We start from the raw sequence: 23,574 nt of genomic DNA, 5'->3' as shown, positions 1-23,574 counted from the left end.
TCACCGACCGTTCACCCGCGCCCGCTACCGTGTTCCCCACCATGAGCGCACCGCAGCCCCCGCAGGCCACCGCCGATGTCCCCACTCTCCTCGTCAAGATCTTCGGCAAGGACCGGCCCGGTATCACCGCCGGGCTCTTCGACACCCTTGCCGCCTTCTCCGTGGACGTCGTCGACCTCGAACAGGTCGTCACCCGGGGACGGATCGTGCTCTGCGCGCTCGTCACCGAGCCCGCCGCCGGGCTCGAGGGCGAGCTGCGGTCGACCGTGCACAGCTGGGCCGATTCGCTGAAGCTGCAGGCCGAGATCATCTCGGGTGTGGGCGACAACCGGCCGCGCGGCGAGGGCCGCTCGCACGTCACCGTGCTCGGCCACCCCCTGACCGCCGAGTCCACCGCCGCGATCGCCGCGCGGATCACCGCGACCGGCGGCAACATCGACCGCATCTTCCGGCTCGCCAAGTACCCCGTGACCGCCGTGGAGTTCGCCGTCTCCGGCACCCCGACCGAGCCGCTGCGCACCGCGCTCGCCCCCGAGGCCGCGGCGCTCGGTGTCGATGTCGCGGTGGTCTCGGCGGGTCTGCACCGGCGCGCGCAGCGGCTCGTCGTGATGGATGTCGACTCGACGCTCATCCAGGACGAGGTCATCGAGCTGTTCGCGGCACACGCCGGCTGCGAGGAGCAGGTCGCCGAGGTCACCAACGCCGCGATGCGCGGCGAGCTGGACTTCGAGCAGTCGCTGCACGCCCGCGTGGCCCTGCTCGAGGGGCTTGACGTCTCGGTCGTCGAGAAGGTGCGGGCCGAGGTGCGGCTCACGCCCGGCGCGCGGACCCTGGTGCGCACGCTCAAGCGGCTCGGGTACCAAGTCGGCGTGGTCTCAGGCGGGTTCACACAGGTCACGGATGATCTGATGGAGCGCCTGGGGCTCGACTTCGCGCACGCCAACACCCTGGAGATCGTCGACGGCAAACTGACCGGCAAGGTCACCGGTGACATCGTGGACCGGGCCGGCAAGGCCCGTCTCCTGCGCCGTTTCGCCGCGGAGGCCGGCGTACCGCTCGCGCAGACGGTGGCGATCGGCGATGGCGCCAACGACCTCGACATGCTCAACGCGGCAGGTCTCGGCGTCGCGTTCAACGCCAAGCCGGTCGTACGGGAGGCCGCGCACACCGCGGTGAACTTCCCGTTCCTCGACACCGTGCTCTACCTCCTGGGCGTCACGCGCGAAGAGGTCGAGGCGGCGGACGCCAGGGACGCGTAGGCACCGCGGACGCCAGGGACGCATAGGCAACACGCACGCCAGGAACGCGTAGGCAACACGCACGCCAGGAACGCGCAGACAACGGTGAGGGCCCCAGCAAAGCGCCGGGGCCCTCGATCACGTATCGGATGAAGCGAGTTGGCGCCTTACTCGTTCGGAGCCCAGTAGTCGAACAGCGTCGCCACGCCGGGCTCCAGGGATTTCCACGACCCCTTGAAGGTCAGCATCGCGAGCGCCGAGGTCGGGAACCCACGGCGTTCCATGCGGACCCCGGCGTCGCCCTCGGTCGAGCCCGCGAGGACGTCGGCCAGGCCGTGCACGCCCGGGTTGTGGCCGATCAGGAGCAGGTCGGCGACGTCGTCCGGTGTCTCGTTGAGCACGGCGATCAGCTCGCCCGGAGAGGCCTCGTACACCCTCTCCTCGTACACGGTCTTCGGGCGCTGCGGCAGCTCGCCCACGGCCAGCTTCCAGGTCTCCCGGGTGCGGGCGGCCGTGGAGCAGACGGCCAGGTCGAAGGCGATCGCGCTCTCCGCGAGCCGACGGCCCGCGGCGGGGGCGTCCTTGCGGCCCCGCTCGGCCAACGGCCTTTCGTGGTCGGCGATCTGGGGCCAGTCGGCCTTGGCGTGCCTGAGGAGGACGAGCCTGCGCGGTGTATCGACACTCATGTGTCCCAGCTTCGCACGAAACGCTCCACGCGGCGCAGGGAGTTGACGGGCTCCCCCTTGAAGGGTGACGGCCGGCTCACGGGGATGCGGAACATCCTCACGGGATGCGGAACATCAAGGTTTCCTTGAGCCGCCCGAGGAGGTCCCCGACCGCGGGATCACCGGTCGCGGCCTGTGCCTCCGCGGGGTGCAGCACGATCATGAACAGCACGGCGAAGGCGATCACCGGCAGGACGATTCCCCACCAGGGCAGCCGGGCCTGGGCGCGGGCCTGCTGCGGGGAGCGGGTGTGCGCTGGGGCCGACATGACGCCTCCGGGTCTTCAGGTCTGTCCGCCGCACCACGCGGCGGAGCCGCAATTCGATGCTGCGCGGCTTACTGAAGAACCTACGGAAGCGCGGGCCTCCAACCCATCCGGTGATCCACCCACTTGACCCTGACACCAGCCCCCTAGGGGATGGTGGAGCTAGCCCCACCATGGAGACGGGAAGCGCGGATCGGGCGGCACGCGGCGTGGCTTGAAGCGACCGCGTCAGGGCGAGACGATCGTGGCGATGATGCCGATGATCACGGTGATGGCCATCATGGCGCCGAACACGGCGAGCAGCTTCTTCTGGCCGTTCTTGGGGTGCGGGTCGAGCACAGGCATACGGCCAGTCTCGCACCCTTTGCGCACTCCCCCGCCGCCGGGGTCACGCCTGCGGAGGCTTCAGCCCGCGCACTCGTCCTCGACGGTCCGCTGCCGCCCGGCCATCACGCCGAAGAGGATCTGCGGCACGAGCAGCGCACCCATCAGCACGATCGGCGCCTCCCAGCCGCCACTGTGCTGGTACAGCACACCGACGAGCAGCGGTCCCGGGATCGAGAGCAGATAGCCCGCGCTCTGCGCGAAGGCCGACAGCTGCACCACGCCCGGGCCCGTACGGGCCCGCATTCCGACCATCGTCAGGGCCAGCGGGAACGAGCAGTTGGAGACGCCGAGCACGAACGCCCACACCCAGGCACCGCCCGCGGGGGCGAGGTAGAGGCCGGTGTAGCCGATGAGACCGCAGACGCCGAGGGCGACGACGATCGGGCCCTGGTGGTTCATCCGGGCCGCCATCCGCGGGATCACGAACGACAGCGGCACGCCCACGGCCATGGTGATCGCGAGCAGCACACCCGCCGTCCCGGCCGAGACCCCGGCGTCACGGAAGATCTGCGGCATCCAGCCCATCGTGATGTACGCACCGGTGGCCTGGAGCCCGAAGAACACGGCCAGGGCCCACGCGGTACGGCTGCGCGTGATCCGCAGCTTCGACGCGGGTTGCGGCCCGGCGGCCCGCTCCGCGGTCTGCTCGGCGGCGTCCGACCGGCGCCCCCGCAGCACCGGCAGCCACGGCAGCACCGCGGCGGCGGCCAGCGCGGCCCAAACGGCAAGCCCCGTCTTCCAGTTGCCGCCGAGCGCCTCGGTCACCGGCACGGTGATCGCGGCCGCGAGCGAGGTGCCGAGCGCCAGGGCCATCGAGTAGAGCCCGGTCATCGAGCCGACGCGCTGCGGGAACCACTCCTTGATGACCACCGGCATCAGCACGTTGGAGACCGCTATGCCCGCGAGCGCCAGCGCGCTGGTGGCGAGGAAGGCCGCGGTGCTGCCGGTGAAGGGGCGTACGAGCAGGCCGGTGGCTATCGCGGCCATGCCGCCGCAGACCACGGCCACCGGTCCGAAGCGCCGGGCCAGGCGCGGGGCGAGGCTGCCGAAGACGGCGAAGCACAGGGGCGGCACGGAGGTGAGGACACCGGCGACGGAGCCGCTCATGCCGAGTCCGACGCGTACCTCTTCGAGCAGGGCGCCGAGGCTGGTGATGGCCGGGCGCAGATTCAGGGCGGCCAGGACGATGCCGGCGATCACGAAGGGCACAGCCCAGGTGCGCGCGGCCGGGGCGGGCCCGGGCTGTGCACCGCTGCTCGGGGCCGCTTCGGACGCGGGCAGAACTGTCGACTTCTCACTGACCATGGGAGCCATCATAGAATCATGGGATGATTGGCTGTCCAGTCGGTCCCGGGCCACGCCCGCGGCACGGTCGGCTGTACGGTCATCCCGTATCGCCTCGCGCCGAAGGAAGAGCCCCATGCCCCTGTCGTCCCCTCGGCGCTCGGCACTCGCCGACCAGGTGATCGCCGAGCTCAGGAACCAGATCACCTCGGGCGAGTGGCCGGTCGGGTCACGCATCCCCACCGAGCCGGAGCTGGTCGAGCAGCTGGGCGTCGCCCGTAACACCGTGCGCGAGGCTGTACGCGCGCTCGCGCACAACGGACTCCTCGACATCCGCCAGGGCTCGGGCACGTATGTCGTCGCCACGAGCGAGCTGGCCGGCGTGATGCAGCAGCGCTTCGCCGACGCCGATCCCCGCCATATCGCCGAGCTGCGCGCCACGCTGGAGTCGGCCGGCGCCAAGCTGGCCGCCGAGCGGCGCACCGAGCGCGATCTCAAGCAGCTGGACGCCCTGCTCGTACGGCGTGAGGAGGCCTGGGAGTCCGGTGACCGCGAGGCGTTCGTCGACGCGGACGCGACCTTCCACCTCGCGGTGGTGTCGGCCGCGCACAACGACGTCCTGACGGATCTGTACGCGGATCTGGGCGATGTGCTGCGGTCCTGGCTGCGCGACGACATCGGCGAGACGCTGCGGCCCGAGAACCACATGGACCACACGCGGCTGCTCGACGCGATCCGCGGCGGGAACGCCGAGGCCGCGGCGACGGAGGCGGCGAGCTATCCGTTCCTGTGCGGCCCGGAGCGCTTCCGGGACCGCTGAGGCGTCAAGGCACGGGGTTGTGGCTGACCCAGGCCGAGCGGACTTCCTTCCAGCAGCGCCCGGTCAGACGCACGGTCAGCGCGGGTTCCGCCGCGACCGCCACCGCGTCCGAGTCGATGTCCCACCACCGGTCGCACTCGATGTGCAGACGTACGTGATCCGCCGGGGGATAGGGGTTGTGGCAGTACGCCGTGCCGCGGCCGCCCTCGACGGCGGTGCGGCAGGCCGACCCGAAGGGGCGCCCCGGCGGGGCGGGCTCGGCGGCGGCCGGCGTGGGCGCGGTGCCGGACGGCAGGAACAGCAGCAGGCTCAGCCCCGCGAGGAGGGGTCCGTACCGCCGCGTTCTGCGCACCACTCGGAAGACCTCCTCGGCCGTACCGCGTCACGGCAGTCACTGCCGTCGCGGCTGCACCTCAAGGGGGGGAACTGGACTTCCAGAGTGCGGTGTTCGGGGGCGGGGCGCAGGGCGAGGGGGGCCGAACGGGCGGCGGGCGCCGGTGGCCTGGTGGCTGGACGGACCCCTCCCTCCCGGGGGCCGAGCCCTTCCAAGGCTACCGACGCCCACTGACAACGGGCCCGCGCCGACGGGCCCGCGCCAACGCGAAGGGGGCGCCGTCACAAGGACGACGCCCCCACCCGTACAAGAAATCAGGCACCCACGGCGTGCAGACCGCCGTCGACGTGGATGATCTCGCCCGTGGTCTTCGGGAACCAGTCCGAGAGCAGGGCGACGATGGCGCGGCCGGTGGGCTCCGGGTCGTCCAGCTTCCACTCCAGCGGGGAGCGGTTGTCCCAGACCGAGGCCAGGTCGGAGAAGCCCGGGATGGACTTCGCGGCCATCGAGCCGAGCGGGCCCGCCGAGACCAGGTTGCAGCGGATGTTCTCCGGGCCGAGGTAGCGCGCCATGTAGCGGTTGGTCGCTTCCAGGGCGGCCTTGGCCGGGCCCATCCAGTCGTACTGCGGCCAGGCGAACTGCGCGTCGAAGGTGAGGCCGACGACCGAGCCGCCGTTCTCCATGAGCGGCTTGCAGGCCATCGTCAGGGACTTCAGCGAGTACGCGGAGACGTGCATGGCCGTCGACACCGACTCGAAGGGGGTGTCGAGGAAGTTGCCGCCCAGGGCGTCCTGCGGCGCGAAGCCGATGGAGTGCACGATGCCGTCGAGGCCGCCCAGATCGGCGCGGACCTTGTCGGCGAGGCCGGCGAGGTGCTCGTCGTTGGTGACGTCGAGCTCGAGGACCGTGGTCGGCTTGGGCAGCTTCTTCGCGATGCGCTCGGTGAGCGTCGGCCGCGGGAAGGCGGTCAGGATGATCTCCGCGCCCTGCTCCTGCGCCAGCTTGGCGGCGTGGAAGGCGATGGAGGACTCCATCAGCACACCCGTGATGAGGATGCGCTTGCCGTCGAGAATTCCGCTCATGGTCAGTGACCCATGCCCAATCCGCCGTCAACGGGGATGACGGCACCAGTGATGTACGAAGCGTTGTCGGAGGCCAGGAACTGGACCGCGGCCGCGATCTCCTCCGGCTGCGCGTACCGGCCGAGCGGCACCTGCGAGACGATGCCCGCGCGCTGCTCGTCGGTGAGCACCTTGGTCATGTCGGTGTCGACGAAACCCGGTGCGACGACGTTGAAAGTGATGTTGCGCGAGCCCAGCTCACGGGCGAGCGAGCGCGCGAAGCCGACGAGGGCGGCCTTGGAGGCGGCGTAGTTCGCCTGGCCCGCGGAGCCGAGCAGACCGACCACCGAGGAGATCAGGACGACGCGGCCCTTCTTGGCGCGCAGCATGCCGCGGTTGGCGCGCTTGACCACACGGAAGGTGCCGGTGAGGTTGGTGTCCAGGACGGAGGTGAAGTCCTCCTCGGACATCCGCATGAGGAGCTGGTCCTTGGTGACGCCGGCATTCGCGACGAGCACCTCGACGGGACCGTGCTTCTCCTCGATCTCCTTGTAGGCCTGGTCCACCTGCTCGGTGTCGGTGATGTCGCACTTGACCGCGAGGAAGCCTGCCTTCTCCAGGTCCGAGGGGTCGCCCGAGCGGTATGTGATCGCGACCCTGTCGCCGGCCTCGGCGAACGCGTGGGCGATGGCGAGGCCGATGCCCCGGTTTCCTCCGGTGACGAGAACCGAGCGGCTCAACGGATCACCCTTTCGATAGTGGTCGGATACCCGGAAACTTATCTGGCCCGCCGCGGTTACGGAGAATCGGTCACTGACAGTGGCACGGAGCAGTCCCTGTCGGGTCCCTACAGAAGTGCCCGCGCAGAGCACCTGCACAGAAGCGCCTGCGCAGAAGTCCTGCCAGAAGGTCCCTACGGAAAGGGTGGTGCCCGAAGTGCCCACAGCCCCTCATGCCATCGATGCGACCTTTACCGCACTCCCCTTGCGCGCGCTCGCCGACGCCGCCCTCGCCCGGGCCCGTGCGCTCGGGGCCCAGCACGCGGACTTCCGCTTCGAGCGGGTGCGCAGCGCCTCCTGGCGGCTGCGGGACGCCAAGCCGTCCGGGTCGTCGGACACGACAGATCTGGGTTATGCCGTACGAGTGGTGCACGGCGGCAGCTGGGGGTTCGCCTCCGGGGTCGATCTGACGATGGACGCGGCCGCGAAGGTGGCCTCGCAGGCGGTCGCGATGGCGAAGCTGTCGGCGCAGGTGATCAAGGCTGCCGGTTCGGACGTGGGGGTACCCCCTGGACGAAGTCCTTGGGGGAGCGTGCAGCTGGCGGACGAGCCGGTCCATGCCGACAGGGAGTGGATCTCCTCGTACGAGATCAATCCCTTCGATGTGCCGGACGCGGAGAAGTCCGCGCTGCTCGCCGACTGGAGTGCGCGGCTGCTCGCGGCCGAGGGGGTCGCGCATGCGGATGCCTCGCTTCTGACCGTGCAGGAGAACAAGTTCTACGCGGACACCGCGGGCACCGTCACCACCCAGCAGCGGGTGCGGCTGCATCCGCAGCTGACCGCGGTGGCCGTGGACGAGCGGACCGGCGAGTTCGACTCGATGCGGACCATCGCGCCGCCGGTGGGGCGCGGCTGGGAGTACCTCGGGCAGGGCGTGTGGGACTGGGACAAGGAGCTGGCGCAGATTCCGGAGTTCCTGGCCGAGAAGATGCGGGCGCCGAGCGTCGAGGCGGGGCGCTACGACCTGGTCGTGGACCCGTCGAATCTGTGGCTGACCATCCACGAGTCGATCGGGCACGCCACCGAGCTGGACCGGGCGCTCGGCTACGAGGCGGCGTACGCGGGCACGTCGTTCGCGACCTTCGACCAGCTCGGCAAGCTCAAGTACGGCTCCGAGATCATGAACGTGACCGGTGACCGGACCGCCGAGCACGGCCTGGCGACCGTCGGGTACGACGACGAGGGCGTGGCCGGGCAGTCCTGGGACCTGGTGAAGGACGGCACGCTTGTCGGTTACCAACTGGACCGCCGTATCGCGAAGTTGACCGGCTTCGAGCGCTCCAACGGCTGCGCCTACGCCGACTCCCCCGGGCATGTCCCGGTGCAGCGGATGGCCAATGTGTCGCTGCGGCCCGCGCCCGAAGGGCCCTCGACCGACGAGATGATCGCGGGGGTCGAGCGCGGGATCTATGTGGTCGGCGACCGCTCGTGGTCGATCGATATGCAGCGGTACAACTTCCAGTTCACCGGCCAGCGCTTCTTCAAGATCGAGAACGGTCGACTGGCAGGCCAGCTGCGCGATGTGGCGTACCAGGCGACGACCACCGACTTCTGGGGCTCGATGGCGGCGGTCGGCGGGCCCGAGACGTACGTGCTCGGCGGGGCGTTCAACTGCGGGAAGGCGCAGCCGGGTCAGGTGGCGGCGGTGTCGCACGGCTGTCCTTCGGCGCTGTTCCAGGGCGTGAACATCCTCAACACGACGCAGGAGGCCGGGCGGGACTGACTGGGATCTGGGCGGGATTGACCGGGGCCCGGGCGGGATGACGATTTACCCCGGCAGGCGCGGAGTCCGCGCCTGCCGGCCCCGTACCGCGCCTCGTATTGACTAATAGTCAAATACGCAGGACTCTCTGGACCACCGCCCCATCGGCCACGCTCCGCCCTGGAGGTCCCGTGAGTACGGAAGGCACGGCGCAGTTGAGCACCGAGTTGAGGGATGCGCTTCCGGAGAGCTTCGGGCGGCTGACGCCCGGGCAGGTCGGCGTTCTCACGGACGCCCTGCGCGCCCGGCGCGAGAGTCAGGCGGCCGGCCTGAACGAGGCCGCCGAGGACGCGCTCAAGCTGGTGCCCGCACTCGCCCGCGGCCCCGTCCGCCGCATCCTGTTCCGCTGAATCGGAGGCCCCGCCATGGATTCATCGCACAGCGCCGCCCCCGAAGTACCGCAGAACCACGCCGCCCCCGAACCACCGCAGAACCACGCCGACCCCGAGGTCCCGCAGAACCGCGCCGCCCCCGAAGTCCTGCAGAGCCGCGCCGAGATCGAGAAGATCGCCGCGCTCCTGGACGTGGACAAAGGCCGTCTCGGCTTCCTCCAGGAGCTGCCTCTTCAGGACGTACGAAGGTTCCGTGAGCAGACCGTCGCCGCACTGTTCGACCGCGTGCCGGACATGCTGGACCGGATCGCCGCCGCGACGAGGTGGGGGCCCGCGGGGGGGGCGCCCGCCATCACGCAGAGGGCGCCCGGGCCGCGGCCCGCGGCCGCGGTAGGGGGCCGGCTCGATCCGGCACGCGCGGCCGACATCATCGAGAAACTGCCGGTCGCGTTCACGGCCGAGTCCTGTGCGCACCTCGATCCGCGGCGTATCCCCCGGATCGTGGACCGGCTCGACGAGAACCTCGTGGTCCGTATCGCCGTGGTGCTCGCCGAGCGCGGCGACTACCTCACCATGGGCCGCTTCGTCGGACATCTGCGGGATGCGGCGCTGAGCCGCATCCTGCCGCATGTCCCGGACGAGACGGTCCTGCGCACCGGCTACGCCATCGACCGGCCCGAACAGCTCAGCAGGATCATCGAGTTGATGGGTCGGGAGCGGCTCGAGTCGGTGATCGCCTCGGCCGCCGACGGGCTCTGGCCCGAGGCGCTCGCGGTCGCCGGCATGGTCACCGGAGAGCAGCGCGGCCGTATCGCCTCGCTCGCGGCCGCGCAGCCGCCCGAGCGGCTCGACTCCCTGGTCGCGGTGGCAGCCGAGCAGGGGCTGTGGGAGTCGCTGCTCCCGCTGGTGGCCCTGCTGCCCGCGGGCGAGCTGCGCGCGGTCGCCGTACTGCCGTCGTTGCAGGACGCCGAGGTGCTTGCCGGGGTCGTACGGGCCGTCGTCGCCATGGGGTTGTGGGCCGAGTTCCTGCCGTTGGTGGAACTGCTGCCGGACGCGTCCCGCAAGGTGGTGGCGGATGCCGCGGGTGCGCTCGCCGAGCCGGAACTGGACGCGCTCGCCCGGGAGGTCGACAAGCAGGACCTGTGGGATGTGGTGCTGCCGCTGGTCGAGTTGATGTCGGACGAGGCCAAGACCCGGATCTTCGCGCTGCCGGCGTTCCAGGACGCGGCGGGTTAGAGCGCTCGGGCGCTGGGGGCGGGCTCCTCGGCCCCTGCCCGGGCGCTGTGGGCGGGCCGCTCGGCCCGTGGCCGGGCACTGTGGGCGGGCTCCTCGGCCCGCCCATAGGAACCGTCACGTACGCTCGACGACCGCGTCCCCCGAGGCCCGCCAGTGCCGTTCGGGAATGCCCACCAGGCCGTACAGCCAGCGCACCGGTGAGCGGCGGTGCAGCAGGACCACGCCCGCGAGCACGGCGAACAGGAGCAGTCCGAAGACCGCTCCGAGCAGCCGCATCAGGCCACTTGCCACGAGCGCGCCGAAGAACGGCAGTCCGTACACACCCGCGGCCGCGATGGCGATCGCGACGATACGGGGCACCTTGCGGTCCTCGTCGCCGCCGGGCAGGTCCCAGCCCTCCATCAGCCAGCTGATCTCGGTGATCAGCATCGTCCCGAGCACGGCGGCCCCGAGGAGCAGCAGCGCCAGGAACGTGCCGGAGGTCAGGAAGTCCAGGACGTTGTTGACGACGCTGTCCTTGGGCCAGTCGGCGAAGTCCCGTGCGCCGGTGGAGAAGAAGCGCGCGTAGCCGCTGCCGTCCCAGCCGTGGATCAGCGTCCCGAACACCAGGAAGTACCCGCCCACGGTCTGCAGATACGCCCAGTAGCCCGCGCCCATGAGGATCAGGGCCTGGGCCGCCGTGAACCCGAGCAGCGTGGCGACGGGAACGCCTCCCGCGTACAAGAGGACGAACCCCGCCCAGATTCCCCGGTGGGCGTCCGCGACCTGCATGGTCGCCCAGGACGGGTTCTGCCAGAGCAGGAACAGGCCGGTCGGTACGAGCAGCACCGTGGCGAAGAGCAGCGTCAGGGTCAGATACGGGTTCGCGACGCGGCTGCGGGTGCGCGGGCCCTCGCCGACGCTCAGCCGCTCCCAGATCTGGAGCTGCCGTCCGGCCGCGACGGCGAAGGTGGCCCCGATCGCGTAGGCCCAGAACAGGGCGGCCTGGATCTGGATCATGGCGAGGCCTTCAGGGTGAGTCCGCCGGCGACGATCAAGTCAGAGGTGACCAGGGCCTGTTCGGCCTGTACCTGGGTCATGAAGACGAAGGGCGGCACGACCGGCGGAACGGGCAGCCCGTCCGGCGTGAAGGTCAGACAGAGCAGGCCTTCGAGGCAGCCGCTGAACTTCGTGAGGTAGAGCGTGACATCGCCGTCGAGCTCCAAGGTGTCGGCTCCCAGCGCCAGTTCGTCGCTTCCGTCGCGGGTCTGCAGCCGGTAGTCGTCCAGGGAAGCGGCCTTCATACGGAGCACCATGACCTTCAGCGTGCCGTCGGCGGTGGGGAGTTCCTCGACTCCGGCGAACAGAAAGCCCTTCGGGGCGAAGAGCGTCGTGGTGACCGTCGCAGGAGTGCGCGGCGCGACGATGCCCCCGGCCGGGGCGGAGACGGCATCGGCCGGGGCGGAAACGGTATCGGCCGGCGCGGAGACGGCATCGGCCGGGGCGGAGAGGACGTCGGCCGGTGCGGCCATGGCCCGGCCGACTCCCGGCCCCCACACCGCACCGGCGAGCACCACCGGAAGGAGCACTCCGAGCGTGCGGGTCCCCTGCCCGTCCCGTATCCGCGCCCGCTTCGCCTTCTCCGCGGCGTCCGGGTCGACCGGTGTCCAGCCGAAGCCCATCGCGCTGCCGGCGATGCCCAGGAGCATGCCGACGAGGAAGCCGCCGAGGTTGGTCGCGGCGAAGGAGAGCACCGACAGGATCAGGGCGTTGACGCTCACGTAGTGCCGGGTGTGCGGGAGCAGCCACAGGAAGAGGCCGGCCACGATCAGCGCGAGCCCGATGCCGATCGCCGCGATCCCGCCGAGTCCGAGGCTGACCAGGACGGTGAGCGGCGACAGCGGTACGAGGAGCAGCTCGAGGCCGCCGAGGATCAGCAGCAGTCCGCCCCAGAAACGGCCGCGTCCGGCGCCAGCGGCGCAGGACGCGGCGTGCCTCGGGCAGCGGCAGCCGCCGGTCGAGCCATCCGCCGCCGTCGCGGTTCAGAAGCACTTCTTGCCGTCCAGGCTCACGTCGACCCGCATGCCCTTGAGCCGGAAGTTGCCGCCGGTGGCCGACCACGCGTTGGACCGCACTCCGGCCACCTCGATGTCACCGGCCTGCAGACCGAACTTGCCGGCCTCGCCCTTGACCCCCTCGACGCTGTCGAGGGTTGAGGCGTCCCGGCCGATCTGAGCCGTGCCGAAGCGGGCGTCTCCGACCAGGTCCTCGCCGTCGATGATCAGGTTGCTGGCCGTGACGTTCCCGGCCTCGCCGCCCGCCGTCAGCTTGAACACGACCGTGCCGACCGGGGTTTTCACCTCCGCGGCCTGGCAGATGTCGGAGAGCGTGGCATCGCCGATGCCGAGCAGGGCGACCGGGTGGCCCTTGCCGTCGACCGAGCGGTCCACCTGGACGTAGGAGGCGAGCCCCTCGCTGGTGAGCTTGCCCGAGGAGACCTGGAAACTCGTGCCGGAGACGGCGAAGGACGCGGCCAGTGCGCCCTGGGCCATCACCGAGGCCATGAGACCGACACAGAGCACCGCCGGCAGGGCGACGACCGCGGTCTTCTTCCAGTTGGTTCTGCCCACTTCGGTGGGCCGCTGCTGTGAGCTCACATTGCCTCCCGTACGTCGTCCACGTGCGTAGGGGCGGTGCGTGGCCGGATGCGGGAGCGCGCCGCATGCGGCCCGTTCTCTCGCGGAGCGTCGACGCAGGCAGGCGGGGGGCGCCATACTGCGGGCATTCCGCGGGCAGTTGGAGACTAGGGCGCAATTTGAATAATAGTCAACAGCGGGGCGGCACCGAGCGTTCACAGGCACGCCGCGCCGAACTCATCGCCATTGGCAGGAAGTTGTTCGCCGACACGTCCTACGACGCCTTGTCGATGGACGACATCGCCCAGCGCGCGGGTGTCGCGAAGGGCTTGTTCTACTACTACTTCAAGTCGAAGCGCGGCTACTACCTGGCCATCGTCGAGGACTCGATCGCCGGACTCGTCGCACGCGCGGGCAGCGCCAAGGATCTGCCGCGCACGATCCGCGTCCATCGCACGATCGACGGCTATCTGCGCTACGCCGAGCAGCACCGGGCGGCGTACCACGCGATCGTGACGGGCGGCGTGGGCTTCGACGCCGAGGTGCTCGCGATCCGCGACACCGTGCGCGAGGAGCTGATCGCCACGATCGCCGAGGGCGCGTACGGCCGGCGGGACATCCCGTCGCTCGCGCGGCTCGCCCTGGTCGGCTGGCTCAGCGGCGTGGAGGGCGTGACCCTGGACTGGATCGGCCGCACGGAGCCGGACCGTGACACGGTGCGGGAGCTCCTGGTACGGCAGCTGCGCCGGACGCTCGACACGATCGAGGAGCTCCTGCCGGACTGGCCGGCGCCCGAACCGGATTAGCCGGATTCGGGTCCCGCCCTCCCGTCCCACCCGTCTTGTCTCGCCCTCCCATCCCGGCCGCCTAAGGGACCTTGACCACCTGTCCCGCATACGCGAGCCCGCCGCCGAAGCCGAAGAGCAGCGCGGGGGCGCCGGACGGGACACGGCCCTCCGCGACCAGCTTGGACAGGGCGAGTGGGACGCCGGCCGCGGAGGTGTTGCCGGACACGGTGACGTCGGTGGCCACGACGGCGTTCACGGCGCCGATCCTGGCGGCGAGCGGCTCGATGATCCGCAGGTTCGCCTGGTGCAGGACGACCGCGGCGAGCTCTTCGGGCGCGACGCCGGCGCGGGCGCACACCTGCCGGGCCAGGGCGGGCAGTTCGGTGGTGGCCCAGCGGAAGACGGACTGGCCCTCCTGGGCGAAGCGGGCCGGGGTTCCTTCGATACGGACAGCGGCGCCGCGGTCCGGGAAGGAGCCCCAGACCACCGGGCTGATCCCGGGTTCGGCAGAGGGTTCCACGACCGCCGCAGCGGCTCCGTCGCCTACGAGGATGCACGTGGTGCGGTCGGTCCAGTCGGTGACGGAGGAGAACTTCTCGGAGGCGATCACCAGGGCGCGGCCGCTCGCTCCCGTACGCAGGGACTGGTCGGCGAGCGCGAGGGCGTGACTGAAGCCGGAGCAGGCCGTGTTGACGTCGAGCGCCGCCGGATGCGGGATACCGAGGCGGGCCGCGGTGCGCGAGGCCATGTTGGGGGCGCGGTGCTCGGCCGTGCAGGTGGCGAGCAGCACGAGGTCGATGTCGCGGGCGTCGACGCCGGCGTGGGCCAGGGCCTTCTCGGCCGCGGCGGCCGCCATCGAGTCCACGGTCTCGTCCTCGGCCGCGATATGCCGGGTGTCGATGCCGACCCGGGAACGTATCCACGCGTCGTCGGTGTCGACAAGTGCGGCGAGGTCGTGGTTGGTGAGGATGCGGGCGGGCTGGTAGTGGCCGAGTGCGGTGATGCGGGTTCCGGTCCGGTGGGCCTCGGTCCGGTGGGCCTCGGTCCGGTGGGCCTCGGTCCGGTGGGGCTGGGTCCGGTGGGGCTCGGTCATCTGGATCTCGGTCATGTCGGGTCCTTCTCCGTCGTGGCGGCGGGCCGCCCGAGCAGCGCTTCGAGTGCCGCCTCCAGACCGGCGGGGCCGCCGTCGTCGGCCCAGGCGAGATAGCCGTCGGGACGCAACAGGCAGGCCCCTACGGCGAGTTGGGACGCACAGTCGGCGACGGTGACGTCCACGGGCCAGGGCGCGGCGGCCTTGCGCAGATCGTTCGCGGCGCCGGGCTCGAGGACGAGGAGCCGGAGCCGGCCCGGCCGCAGGAGTTCCACGACGCTCGTGGTCCTGCCGCCCACGGTCAGCGGCAGGTTCGGCAGGAAGGTTCCGGTCCAGCGGGACTGGTGCGGGCCGCGCGGCAGCGTGACGTCCTGGTCGCTGATCATGTCGCCGAGCTGTCTGCTGACGGCCGGGTTCTGCAGCAGGCCGAGGAACAGGTCCCGCAGTGGATCGTGCCCGCGGCCCGGCTGCATCAGGGCCAGTTGGGCCTGGGTGTTGGCGATGGTGCGGGCCGCGGGCGGACGGCGCTCGTCGGTGTAGCCGTCAAGGAGGTCCTCACCGGCGCGGCCCCGCAGATGCAGGGCGAGCTTCCAGGACAGGTTGACGGCGTCCTGGAGGCCGAGGTTGAGGCCCTGGCCGCCGACCGGGAAGTGCACATGGGCGGCGTCACCGGCGAGCAGCACCCGGCCGCGGCGGTACCTGTGCACCAGGCGTGCGTAGTCGCTGAAGCGGTCGAGGAACGTGGCGTGGAACATCGGGATGTCACGTCCCGCGATCCGGCTGACCGTGGCCTGGAGTTCGGCGAGCGTGAGCGCGGTGCGGCGGTCGGGGTGCGGTCCGTCGAAGTCGAAGGCCGCGACGCGGCTGGGACCCCACGGGCTCGGGTTGATCACGGTCCAGCCGCGTTCGGTGAGGTTCCAGCCGGGCGGCGCGCTGTAGGGGTCCTCCAACTCGACCACGCCGAGCACCGCTTGGGCCCGCGGCAGGTGTTCCTCGCTGGTGAACCCGGCCTGTTCGCGGACGAGGCTGCGGGCCCCGTCCGCGCCGATCACCCAGGCGGCCGTGAGGTCCGAGCCGTCGTCCAGAGTGAGCGTGACCTCTTCCTCGCGGGAGCGCAGCGCGGTGACCTTCCGGCCGCGCAGGACCACAGCGCCCCGCTGCCGCGCCGTCTTCTCGAACTGCCGCTCGAGGTCGCTCTGCGCCCGCCCCACGATGGGATCGCCCTCGACGGCCGGTCCGGTGATGGTCAGGCCCGGCAGCCCCGCGAAGTGGAAGGGCTGGGTGGCCTCACGGTCGAGCAGTTCGGGCCCGGTGCGCGGCGCGGTGAGGTAGCCGCGGCGGCGCAGGACTTGCGCGGTACGGGCGTGCAGGGTGCCGGCCTTGGGCACGTCGAGGGTCTCGGCGTTCTGCTCGATCACCGTCACCCGTACACCGAAGTGGGCGAGTTCGGCCGCGAGCAGCATCCCGACGGGGCCGCCGCCGACCACGGCGACCTGCGCTGAGGAGGAGGTCACGCGCGGCTCACTTCCCCACCGCTGCCTCGGACTTGCCGCGGCCCAGGGCGACCACGAGCAGTCCGAGCACGACACAGACCACGGCCATCGCGATCAGCAGGGTGTGGAAGGCGTCGTCGTACGAGCTCCCGTCGCCGGTCGCGAGTGAGACGAGCGCGGAGCCGAAGACGGCGACCGCGATGGCCTCGCTGCCCAGGCGCAGGGTGTTGAGGAACCCGGCCGCCATCCCCGCCTTCTCGGGCTCGACCAGACCGAGCGCCTGCCCGTCGACCAGACCGGCCGACAGACCCATGCCCGCACCGGTCACCAGCATCGGCACCGCCATCGCGAGCAGTGAGCTGTCCGGGCCGAGCGTCAGGAGCGCGAGGTCGCCGACGACCAGGCAGACCAGGGAGGCGAAGACCACGGCGAGCGGCGAGGTCCCGCGCTCGACGAGCTTCAGGCCGACCAGCGGCAGCGCGAGGACCGGGATGGTCAGAAGCAGCATCGTGGCGCCCGCGGCCGAGGCGCTGTAGCCGGCGACGGTCGAGAGGTACGAGGGCAGATACGTGAGCTGGGTGACGAACCCGAACGAGGCGGCGACCGGCACCAGGGTGTACGCGAGGAAGCGGCGGTTGCGGACCACCGTCAGGTCGAGCAGCGGTGCCTCGGTGCGCTTGGACAGTGCGCCGAACACCGCGAGCAGCACCAGGGAGAGCAGCAGCAGGCCGAGCGTCTCGGGCGCGGTCCAGCCCCACTCGGAGCCCTGCACGATCGCGTACGTCATGGCCGCCATGGCCACGACGAAGATCACCGCACCGCGCACGTCGAGCCGTCCGCTGCGCGCCGCCTGATCCCCTACGCGGCGGGAGATGGCCGGGACGCAGGCGAGGACGACGGCGAGCAGGATGGCCTGGAGGCCGAAGATCCAGCGCCAGCCGAGCGCGTCCACGGCCGGTCCCGAGACGGTCGGGCCGAGCGCGACGCCGATGCCGGCGATGGTGCCGAAGAGCGCGAACGCCTTGGCGCGGGCGGGCCCTTCGAAGGCCGAGGAGATGATGGCGCTGCCGCAGGCGAAGATCGCGGCGCCGCCGAGACCGGCGAGCGCGCGGGCGCCGTCGAGCACATAGATGTTGGGCGCGAGCGCGCAGGCCAGCGAGGCCACGGCGAAGATCGCGGCGCCGGCGGCGAAGGCCCGGATCCGGCCGACGAGGTCGGCGAGCGTGCCCCAGACCAGCGTGAAGCAGGCGAAGGCCACGTTGAACGCGTTGACCACCCACTGCAGGGCGGCCGATCCGGCGCCGGTGTCCGCGCCGATCTCGGGCAGGGCGACGGCCGTACCGGAGATGGAGGTGGGGACGACGAACACGGCGAGAAGGACCGCGAACAGGGTCAGGCCGCCCGCCGCCGGGGCGCTCCCGGTATCCAGGTCCGGTGCTGTGCGTGCGGGATCGGTGGTCGATGAGGCCACGGGAGAACTCCGAATCGAGAGCTGGGGACCTGGGGCAGGTCGGTGACAGGGGTTCCTGCAACGGGAGTTGGCGCCGAGCGGGCGCACCGACTCACGGAGGTATGATCAATCTCGTACCTCAGGTTGGCACAGTCCGCAGGTTTGACGCAAGTAGTACCTTGAGAGGGTGGTGTCGCAGGGTGCGACGCCTTGTGGGGGTCGCAGAGCGCGACGCCCTGTGGTGCCGCCGAGCGCGGCACCCGAGCCGCGTGAGGAGCCGCGCCATGCCGGACGCCGAGGGACACCCGAACGTCGAGGAGATGGACTTCCAGACGGTGCTCAAGGCCCTGTCCGATCCGCTGCGCTACCAGGTGATCGCGACCCTCGCGGGTCTGCCCGACAGCACCGAGCGCACCTGCACGTCCTTCGGCCTCCCGGTGTCCAAGTCCACCCGCACGCACCATTTCCGGATCCTGCGCGAGGCCGGTCTCGTACGGCAGGTGGACCGGGGCAACAGCCGCAGCGCACAGCTGCGGCGCGCGGACATCGAGCGGCGTTTTCCGGGGCTGCTCGGGCTCGTCACGGACAATGCCCAACTGCCGGAGGGCGTCGAGCTGCTGGCAACCAGGGACTGAGGTGGCGGGCTGCCGGCGGCCCTGGGGCATCAGTCCGTCGGCGGCACAGGGCTGGGACATCGGGCTGCCGGCGGTCCCGGCCCTCGGGCTGAGGCATCAGGTTGCCGGCGGCACAGGGCTGGGACATCGGGCTGCCGACGTCCCTCTGGCTGAGGCATCAGGCTGTCGGCGGCCCCAGGCGCGAGGCACGCCCGGGCCGCCGACATGGCCCTACCAGCGCACCGGCAGCGACACCGGCCGCCGCAGGATCACCCCGCTGTCCCACGGCAGCCCGGCCGGATCCGCGTCCAGGGCCAGCGCGGGGAATTCGCGCGCGAGCGTGGTGAGCAGCTCGCCGATCTCCATCCGGGCGAGCGCCGCTCCCATGCAGTGGTGCATCCCGTAGCCGAACTGCAGATGCCGGGGGCCCGCGCGGTCGGGGTCGATCGTCAGCGGATCGGCGAAGACCTCGGGGTCGCGGTTGGCCTGGAAGGCGTCCGGATAGACCACCTCACCCTCCTCGATCACCCCGTCCGTGACCTCGACGCGGCGGGTGGCCAGGCGCGGAAAGGCCGAGATGTTGCCAAGGGGGATCAGCCGGATCAGCTCCTCGACCAGCTTCGGCGCGATCGCGGGCTCGGCCGCGAGGCGCTCCCAGAGCACCGGGCGGCACAGCAGGACGTAGAGGACCTTGGACGCGACGGACAGGATGTTCTGGTCGGCGCCGAGCAGCGAGCCGAGCAGGATGCCCACCAACTCGGCGTCTTCCAGGGGAGGTTCGGCAGCATCCCGCCCGGCCACGAACCGGTCGATCAGACCGCCCTCGATCCGCGGCCGCGCTCCGGCCACCAGCTCGCTGAGATACACGTACAGCGCGGTGAAGTCCTCGACGAGCCCCGGTACGTCCTCGTGCGAGGCGACCTGGACGGTGTGGCCGAGCGGCCGGTAGTACGCGATGTCCGCGTCGGGGATGCCCAGGAAGCGGCCGTTGATCTCGGCGGGCAGGGTGTCGAGGACGGTCGCGTACAGGTCGGGCCGCTCCTGCCCGCGCAGCAACTCCAGCTTGGCGGCGAGCAGTTCCCGTACGACGGGACGCAGGGCCTCGACGCCGGCCACGCTGTAGTCGGCGGTCACGAACCGTCGTATCCGGGCGTGGTCGGGCGCGTCCAGGTTGAGGAGCAGCTCCTTCGGCATGATCGTCGGCAGGAAGGTGGGGCCGCCGTCGACGTTGGTCTCGGTGCGCCCGAAGCTCGTGTCGGTGAGCACCTGGTGCACATCGCGGTAGCGGGTGAGGTGCACGGCGGTGTGTCCGCTGGGCAGCGTGATCTGCGGCAGTCCGCCGCGGCTGCGCGCGGCGACGGGCGTGAAGGTGGGGACCGGATCGAGGTGCGGTATGCCGTCGATACGGGCCAGGGCGGGGGCGGATGTGGTTGTGGTCATGTCGGGCTCCTTGGTGGCAGGAGTGGCAGGAGTGGGTGGGGTGGATGGGGTGGGACGGGCGGCCACACCTGGGTTGTCAGTGGGGGCCGATAGCCTTTGAAGGGCTCGGCCCCCGGGAGGGAGGGGTCTGTCCGGCACACGGGACGTTGGCCTCACGGGCCGTCGGCCTCACGGGCCGTCGGCCACACGGCACGTCGGCCCTCGCAGGGCCTCGGTCTCACGGAGCATCGGCCCCACAGAACGTCGGCCTCACAAGGCGGCCTCGGCCCCACGGAGCCTCGCCCCCGCAGGGCATCACCCCCGCCCTCACCACAGCCGCGTCAGCCGCACCCCGGTCACGGCACTCAGCTCCCGCAGCGCCTGGTCCGTGGTGCGGAAGTGGACGGCGGTCCAGCCCTCCCGCTCGGCGGCGCGGCAGTTCTCGGCGAGGTCGTCGACGAGCACGCAGCTCTCGCCGCCGGCCCGGGCCTCGCGCTGTGCGAGCCGGTAGATCTCCGGTTCGGGCTTGCGTATGCCGTGCAGACAGGAATCCACGACCCGGTCGAACTCCCCCGCCGGTTCGATGATCTGGCGCCAGTACGGCTCCCATTCGCGCACGTTGTTGGAGAGCACGCCCACACCGAAGCCCTCGGCGCGCAGCGTCCGTACCGCCGCGGCGATCTCGGCGTTGACGGTGACCCCGTCGAACCACTGCCGCCCGAAGTCCGCCCAGTCCGCGCGGGATTGGTCGAGTTCGGGCCAGCGCCTGCGCAGGGCGGCGGAGAGCAGGCCGGTCCACTCGGCCTGCGGCATCCGCCCCGACTCGATGGGGGCGAGCGGCGGTTCGCCGAGCTCGCGGCCGAGTTCGGCCATCGCACCCTGCAGTTGGTCCGGACGGATGCCGGTCTTCTTCTCGTACGTACGGAAGAGTTCCTCCAGGGGCGGCGAGAGCACTCCCCCGAAGTCGAACCAGACGAAGGCCGTCACGCGGACACCAGCCGTTCCTCGGCGGGCGCGGACGCGGCCGGGCACAGAGTGCGGCCCAGACGCAGCGTCGCGGAGGCGATGACCCGGTCCTCCTGAACCAGTTCGGACTCGACCGTGACCCCGTCGGGCGTGAGCGCGCCGACCCGTGCCCGGCAGTCCGTGGGCAGCTCGAACTCGGCGACCTGCGCGAAGTCCGTACGCAGCGATTCCATGTACAGACCGCGCGGCGCGAGCCCGTGCACCTCGCTGGACGCGTAGAGCGCGGTCTGGCGGAAGGCCTCGAACATGACGGCGCCCGGTATGTGATCGAGCGGGTGGTCGAAGAGTCCGGGGTGCGCCTGGTCCACGACCACATGGCCGACCGCCTCGCTGCCCTCGACCACGGCATCGGCGAGCACGACGTTCTGCGCGCTGCGCCGGCCGACGAGATAGGTGGGCAGCCTGAGTCCCGTGATATGGGCGCGCGGCGTGAGTTCGAGGCCGGCGCGCGAACGGTCGCGCAGCGCCTGCCAGGTGCGGCGCGGCATCCAGCGGCATGCCAGGCGCGCGCGCACCGCGGGCCGTCCGTCGAGGTCGGCGAGCACCTCGTAGACCGCGCCGGCCACCTTGCCGCCGCGCTTCTTGGTCTCGACGATCCGGAAGTCGATGAGCAGTTCGGCCGGACGCGGGCCGATCCGCAGCGCCCCGATGTCGACGATGGTCAGTTCCGCGCGGTCGAAGACGAAGGCGGAGCCGTGCGGAGCGTCGAGATAGGCGTGCGAGCCCAGGATCCCGCACTGCCTGAGCACTTCCATCAGGAGCAGCGGATCATAGAGTGCGGGGCTGCCCGTGTGGTCGTTGTAATAGCTGTGGGTGCGCGGCAGTTGGGCCGCGATCAGCGCGCCCTCGCCGTGCGGCCGGTGGTCGGTCAGAAAGACCTCGGTGACGGATGCGCGGTGAACCAATGCGCGCGGAACGGTGCCGGTGTAGTCAAGAACGTCAACTGCCATGGCATTCTCCCCTTCTGCCCAGGCGTTAGGTACGACGGAGACAATACCTAGGTTCGATGATCTTGAAGCGGTCGAATTCCGGCCGGTCCGGCCGGAACACATGCGGTGCGGTCCGAAAAAGGCCAGGTCAGTGCTCGCACACCAGTGCCCACTGTGGAGTGCGTCACAACTCGTGCACGCCTCTGGCGCCCTGTCCGGCCGATGTATACGCGTTGGCCGACTGGTATATGGAGAGGACACCCACGTGGGTGGACCACAGCGACTTGAGCACACAGGAGGCGGATCGATGAGTTCTCGTACGACCCCACCGCACGAGATCGTCGAGCGGGCCCTCGACCTGTCCACCGCCGACGGGTGTGTGGTGATCGCCGACGAGGAGTCGAGCGCCAATCTGCGCTGGGCGGGCAACGCGCTGACCACCAACGGGGTCACGCGCGGCCGCACCCTCACCGTGATCGCCACCGTCGACGGCAAGGAGGGCACCGCCTCGGGGGTCGTCTCGCGCTCGGCCGTCACCGCCGGTGACCTCGCGGATCTCGTACGGGCCGCGGAGAAGGCCGCACGGGACGGCGAACCGGCCGAGGACGCACAGGAGTTGGTGAGCGGCACGCCCGCGTCGCCGGACTTCCTGGACTCCCCCGCCGAGACCTCATCGGCCGTCTTCGCCGAGTTCGCCCCCGCACTCGGCGAGGCCTTCGCCCGCGCCCGCTCCGGGGGACGCGAGCTGTACGGGTTCGCCCACCACGAGATGACCTCGAGCTATGTCGGTACGTCGACAGGGCTGCGCCTGCGGCACGACCAGCCCAACGGCACCCTTGAGCTGAACGCCAAATCCCCGGACCGTACGCGCTCGGCCTGGGCCGGACGCTCGACGCGGGACTTCCGGGACTTCGAGAACATCGACCCGGGGGCTCTCGACACCGAGCTCGCCCAGCGCCTGGGCTGGGCCGAGCGGCGCATCGAGCTGCCGGCCGGGCGCTACGAGACACTGCTTCCGCCGACCGCCGTCGCGGATCTGCTGATCTACCAGTACTGGTCGGCCGCGGGCCGCGACGCCGTCGAGGGCCGCACCGTCTTCTCCAAGCCCGGCGGCGGTACGCGGATCGGCGAGCGGCTCAGCGAGCTGCCGCTGACCTTGCGCAGCGATCCCGCGGAGCCGGGCCTCGAGTCCGCGCCGTTCGTGATCGCGCACGCTTCCGGCGACACCGCCTCGGTCTTCGACAACGGGCTGCCGCTCGCGCCGACGGAGTGGATCCGCGAGGGCGAGCTGGCCCATCTGCTCACCACCCGGCACAGCGCGGGCCTCACCGGGCTGCCGCTCGCCCCCGACATCGACAATCTGATCCTGGAGGGCGGCGGCGACCGCACGCTGGACGAGATGGTCGCGGCCACGGAGCGCGGGCTGCTGCTCACCTGCCTCTGGTACATCCGCGAGGTCGACCCGGCGACCCTGCTGCTCACCGGGCTCACCCGCGACGGTGTCTATCTCGTCGAGAACGGCGAGGTGGTGGGCGAGGTGAACAACTTCCGGTTCAACGAGTCACCGGTCGACCTGCTCGGCCGGGCCTCGGAGGCGGGCCGCACCGAGAAGACGCTGCCGCGCGAGTGGGGCGACTACTTCACCCGCGCCGCGATGCCGCCGCTGCGGGTGCCGGACTTCAACATGAGTTCGGTGAGCCAGGGGGTGTGAGCTGGGCTCGGTGAGCCAGGAGGTGTGAGCCGGCTCGGAGGGGTGCAGGTATCCCGTCCGGATCCCGGCCCACCCGATCCCACCCCGGCCCGCGAGGATCTTGCGGACTGGAATCCGGTCGGCTTCCGGCGGCCGCCCCCATAGACTGGTGAAGCGCCCGCCGCTGGCCCCCGGCGCCTCCGCCCCTCCCCCCGGGGCCCCCCACACGGGCGGGGC

At 71.1% G+C, this 23,574-nt stretch carries 23 protein-coding genes and 1 pseudogene; 8 read left to right on the top strand and 16 right to left on the bottom strand.

The genetic code is table 11. From position 1 onward, the window contains the following. Positions 1 to 41: 41 nt before the first annotated feature. Positions 42 to 1,259 (top strand): phosphoserine phosphatase SerB, encoded by a 1,218-nt coding sequence (serB, locus tag JAO81_RS26370; protein WP_199550426.1) that lies wholly within the window; start codon positions 42 to 44, stop codon positions 1,257 to 1,259. Between the two features lie 146 nt (positions 1,260 to 1,405). Here serB and JAO81_RS26365 read toward each other — a convergent pair whose 3' ends face one another. The 4 genes from JAO81_RS26365 to JAO81_RS26355 all read right to left on the bottom strand — a co-directional run bounded on the left by JAO81_RS26365 (position 1,406) and on the right by JAO81_RS26355 (position 3,920). Beyond that, entirely contained in the window at positions 1,406 to 1,924 is a 519-nt protein-coding gene (locus JAO81_RS26365) for a histidine phosphatase family protein (RefSeq protein ID WP_199550425.1), read from the bottom strand. A 97-nt stretch (positions 1,925 to 2,021) separates the two neighbouring features. Continuing rightward, positions 2,022 to 2,231: a hypothetical protein gene (locus tag JAO81_RS26360; protein WP_199550424.1), complete on the bottom strand. Its 210-nt coding sequence runs from the start codon at positions 2,229 to 2,231 to the stop codon at positions 2,022 to 2,024. A gap of 225 nt (positions 2,232 to 2,456) precedes the next feature. Next, on the bottom strand, positions 2,457 to 2,573 hold the full coding sequence (locus tag JAO81_RS43455) for an SGM_5486 family transporter-associated protein (RefSeq protein ID WP_267913067.1): 117 nt from the start codon (positions 2,571 to 2,573) through the stop codon (positions 2,457 to 2,459). 60 nt (positions 2,574 to 2,633) lie between these two features. Next, on the bottom strand, positions 2,634 to 3,920 hold the full coding sequence (locus JAO81_RS26355; RefSeq protein ID WP_233415936.1) for an MFS transporter: 1,287 nt from the start codon (positions 3,918 to 3,920) through the stop codon (positions 2,634 to 2,636). A gap of 115 nt (positions 3,921 to 4,035) precedes the next feature. Between JAO81_RS26355 and JAO81_RS26350 the strand changes: the two genes are divergently transcribed. Further along, complete coding sequence (locus JAO81_RS26350) at positions 4,036 to 4,719, top strand: FadR/GntR family transcriptional regulator (protein WP_199550422.1); 684 nt, start codon at positions 4,036 to 4,038, stop codon at positions 4,717 to 4,719. A gap of 4 nt (positions 4,720 to 4,723) precedes the next feature. Here JAO81_RS26350 and JAO81_RS26345 read toward each other — a convergent pair whose 3' ends face one another. The 3 genes from JAO81_RS26345 to fabG all read right to left on the bottom strand — a co-directional run bounded on the left by JAO81_RS26345 (position 4,724) and on the right by fabG (position 6,854). Beyond that, positions 4,724 to 5,071, bottom strand: a complete 348-nt coding sequence (locus JAO81_RS26345) for a hypothetical protein (protein WP_199550444.1) — start codon at positions 5,069 to 5,071, stop codon at positions 4,724 to 4,726. A gap of 296 nt (positions 5,072 to 5,367) precedes the next feature. Beyond that, a complete protein-coding gene (gene fabI / locus JAO81_RS26340) occupies positions 5,368 to 6,135 on the bottom strand; it encodes an enoyl-ACP reductase FabI (RefSeq protein ID WP_199550421.1) in 768 nt (255 codons plus the stop codon). A gap of 2 nt (positions 6,136 to 6,137) precedes the next feature. Further along, the gene (fabG, locus tag JAO81_RS26335) at positions 6,138 to 6,854 is read right to left on the bottom strand and encodes a 3-oxoacyl-[acyl-carrier-protein] reductase (protein WP_199550420.1); all 717 of its coding nucleotides are present in this window, start codon (positions 6,852 to 6,854) and stop codon (positions 6,138 to 6,140) included. Between the two features lie 217 nt (positions 6,855 to 7,071). On the opposite strand from fabG, the gene JAO81_RS26330 reads away from it, so the two are divergent. The 3 genes from JAO81_RS26330 (at position 7,072) to JAO81_RS26320 (ending at position 10,223) form a co-directional block, all read left to right on the top strand. Then, positions 7,072 to 8,616, top strand: coding sequence for a TldD/PmbA family protein (locus JAO81_RS26330; RefSeq protein ID WP_374194352.1), 1,545 nt, complete (start codon positions 7,072 to 7,074; stop codon positions 8,614 to 8,616). A 170-nt stretch (positions 8,617 to 8,786) separates the two neighbouring features. Continuing rightward, positions 8,787 to 9,005 carry a hypothetical protein gene (locus JAO81_RS26325; protein WP_199550418.1) on the top strand — a complete coding sequence of 73 codons (219 nt, stop codon included), beginning with the start codon at positions 8,787 to 8,789 and terminating at the stop codon, positions 9,003 to 9,005. A 15-nt stretch (positions 9,006 to 9,020) separates the two neighbouring features. Next, positions 9,021 to 10,223: a hypothetical protein gene (locus JAO81_RS26320; protein ID WP_233415934.1), complete on the top strand. Its 1,203-nt coding sequence runs from the start codon at positions 9,021 to 9,023 to the stop codon at positions 10,221 to 10,223. A 114-nt stretch (positions 10,224 to 10,337) separates the two neighbouring features. Here the strand turns inward: JAO81_RS26320 and JAO81_RS26315 are convergent, their stop codons facing one another. The 3 genes and pseudogenes from JAO81_RS26315 to JAO81_RS26305 form a co-directional block, all read right to left on the bottom strand. Further along, on the bottom strand, positions 10,338 to 11,222 hold the full coding sequence (locus JAO81_RS26315; RefSeq protein ID WP_199550417.1) for a hypothetical protein: 885 nt from the start codon (positions 11,220 to 11,222) through the stop codon (positions 10,338 to 10,340). Beyond that, positions 11,219 to 12,254, bottom strand: a pseudogene (locus JAO81_RS26310) (DUF6114 domain-containing protein). The gene JAO81_RS26315 and the pseudogene JAO81_RS26310 overlap by 4 nt, the downstream one beginning before the upstream one ends. Beyond that, complete coding sequence (locus JAO81_RS26305) at positions 12,245 to 12,766, bottom strand: DUF6230 family protein (RefSeq protein WP_206344448.1); 522 nt, start codon at positions 12,764 to 12,766, stop codon at positions 12,245 to 12,247. The pseudogene JAO81_RS26310 and the gene JAO81_RS26305 overlap by 10 nt, the downstream one beginning before the upstream one ends. A gap of 251 nt (positions 12,767 to 13,017) precedes the next feature. Here JAO81_RS26305 and JAO81_RS26300 point away from each other — a divergent pair, with 251 nt between their 5' ends. Continuing rightward, on the top strand, positions 13,018 to 13,644 hold the full coding sequence (locus tag JAO81_RS26300) for a TetR/AcrR family transcriptional regulator (RefSeq protein ID WP_233415933.1): 627 nt from the start codon (positions 13,018 to 13,020) through the stop codon (positions 13,642 to 13,644). A gap of 61 nt (positions 13,645 to 13,705) precedes the next feature. Here JAO81_RS26300 and JAO81_RS26295 read toward each other — a convergent pair whose 3' ends face one another. From JAO81_RS26295 to JAO81_RS26285, 3 genes are read right to left on the bottom strand one after another with little or no spacing between them, the layout of a single operon-like run. Then, the gene (locus JAO81_RS26295; protein ID WP_233415932.1) at positions 13,706 to 14,734 is read right to left on the bottom strand and encodes a beta-ketoacyl-ACP synthase III; all 1,029 of its coding nucleotides are present in this window, start codon (positions 14,732 to 14,734) and stop codon (positions 13,706 to 13,708) included. Continuing rightward, entirely contained in the window at positions 14,731 to 16,230 is a 1,500-nt protein-coding gene (locus JAO81_RS26290) for an FAD-dependent monooxygenase (protein ID WP_307813724.1), read from the bottom strand. The genes JAO81_RS26295 and JAO81_RS26290 overlap by 4 nt, the downstream gene beginning before the upstream one ends. Positions 16,231 to 16,237: 7 nt before the next feature. Beyond that, positions 16,238 to 17,680: an MFS transporter gene (locus tag JAO81_RS26285; protein ID WP_307813722.1), complete on the bottom strand. Its 1,443-nt coding sequence runs from the start codon at positions 17,678 to 17,680 to the stop codon at positions 16,238 to 16,240. Positions 17,681 to 17,943: 263 nt separating this feature from the next. On the opposite strand from JAO81_RS26285, the gene JAO81_RS26280 reads away from it, so the two are divergent. Beyond that, complete coding sequence (locus JAO81_RS26280) at positions 17,944 to 18,294, top strand: helix-turn-helix transcriptional regulator (protein WP_199550415.1); 351 nt, start codon at positions 17,944 to 17,946, stop codon at positions 18,292 to 18,294. Between the two features lie 210 nt (positions 18,295 to 18,504). Here the strand turns inward: JAO81_RS26280 and JAO81_RS26275 are convergent, their stop codons facing one another. The 3 genes from JAO81_RS26275 to JAO81_RS26265 all read right to left on the bottom strand — a co-directional run bounded on the left by JAO81_RS26275 (position 18,505) and on the right by JAO81_RS26265 (position 21,668). After that, complete coding sequence (locus tag JAO81_RS26275) at positions 18,505 to 19,713, bottom strand: cytochrome P450 (protein ID WP_199550414.1); 1,209 nt, start codon at positions 19,711 to 19,713, stop codon at positions 18,505 to 18,507. 306 nt (positions 19,714 to 20,019) lie between these two features. After that, positions 20,020 to 20,679 carry an HAD family phosphatase gene (locus JAO81_RS26270; protein ID WP_199550413.1) on the bottom strand — a complete coding sequence of 220 codons (660 nt, stop codon included), beginning with the start codon at positions 20,677 to 20,679 and terminating at the stop codon, positions 20,020 to 20,022. Continuing rightward, positions 20,676 to 21,668, bottom strand: a complete 993-nt coding sequence (locus JAO81_RS26265) for a ScbA/BarX family gamma-butyrolactone biosynthesis protein (RefSeq protein WP_199550412.1) — start codon at positions 21,666 to 21,668, stop codon at positions 20,676 to 20,678. The genes JAO81_RS26270 and JAO81_RS26265 overlap by 4 nt, the downstream gene beginning before the upstream one ends. Before the next feature lie 286 nt (positions 21,669 to 21,954). Between JAO81_RS26265 and JAO81_RS26260 the strand changes: the two genes are divergently transcribed. Next, complete coding sequence (locus tag JAO81_RS26260) at positions 21,955 to 23,358, top strand: TldD/PmbA family protein (protein ID WP_199550411.1); 1,404 nt, start codon at positions 21,955 to 21,957, stop codon at positions 23,356 to 23,358. Positions 23,359 to 23,574: the final 216 nt, after the last annotated feature.

It is taken from the genome of Streptomyces sp. N35, from assembly GCF_016464295.1.
Taxonomy (GTDB): Bacteria; Actinomycetota; Actinomycetes; order Streptomycetales; family Streptomycetaceae; genus Streptomyces.
This window is presented reverse-complemented; position numbering and strand designations above follow the sequence as displayed.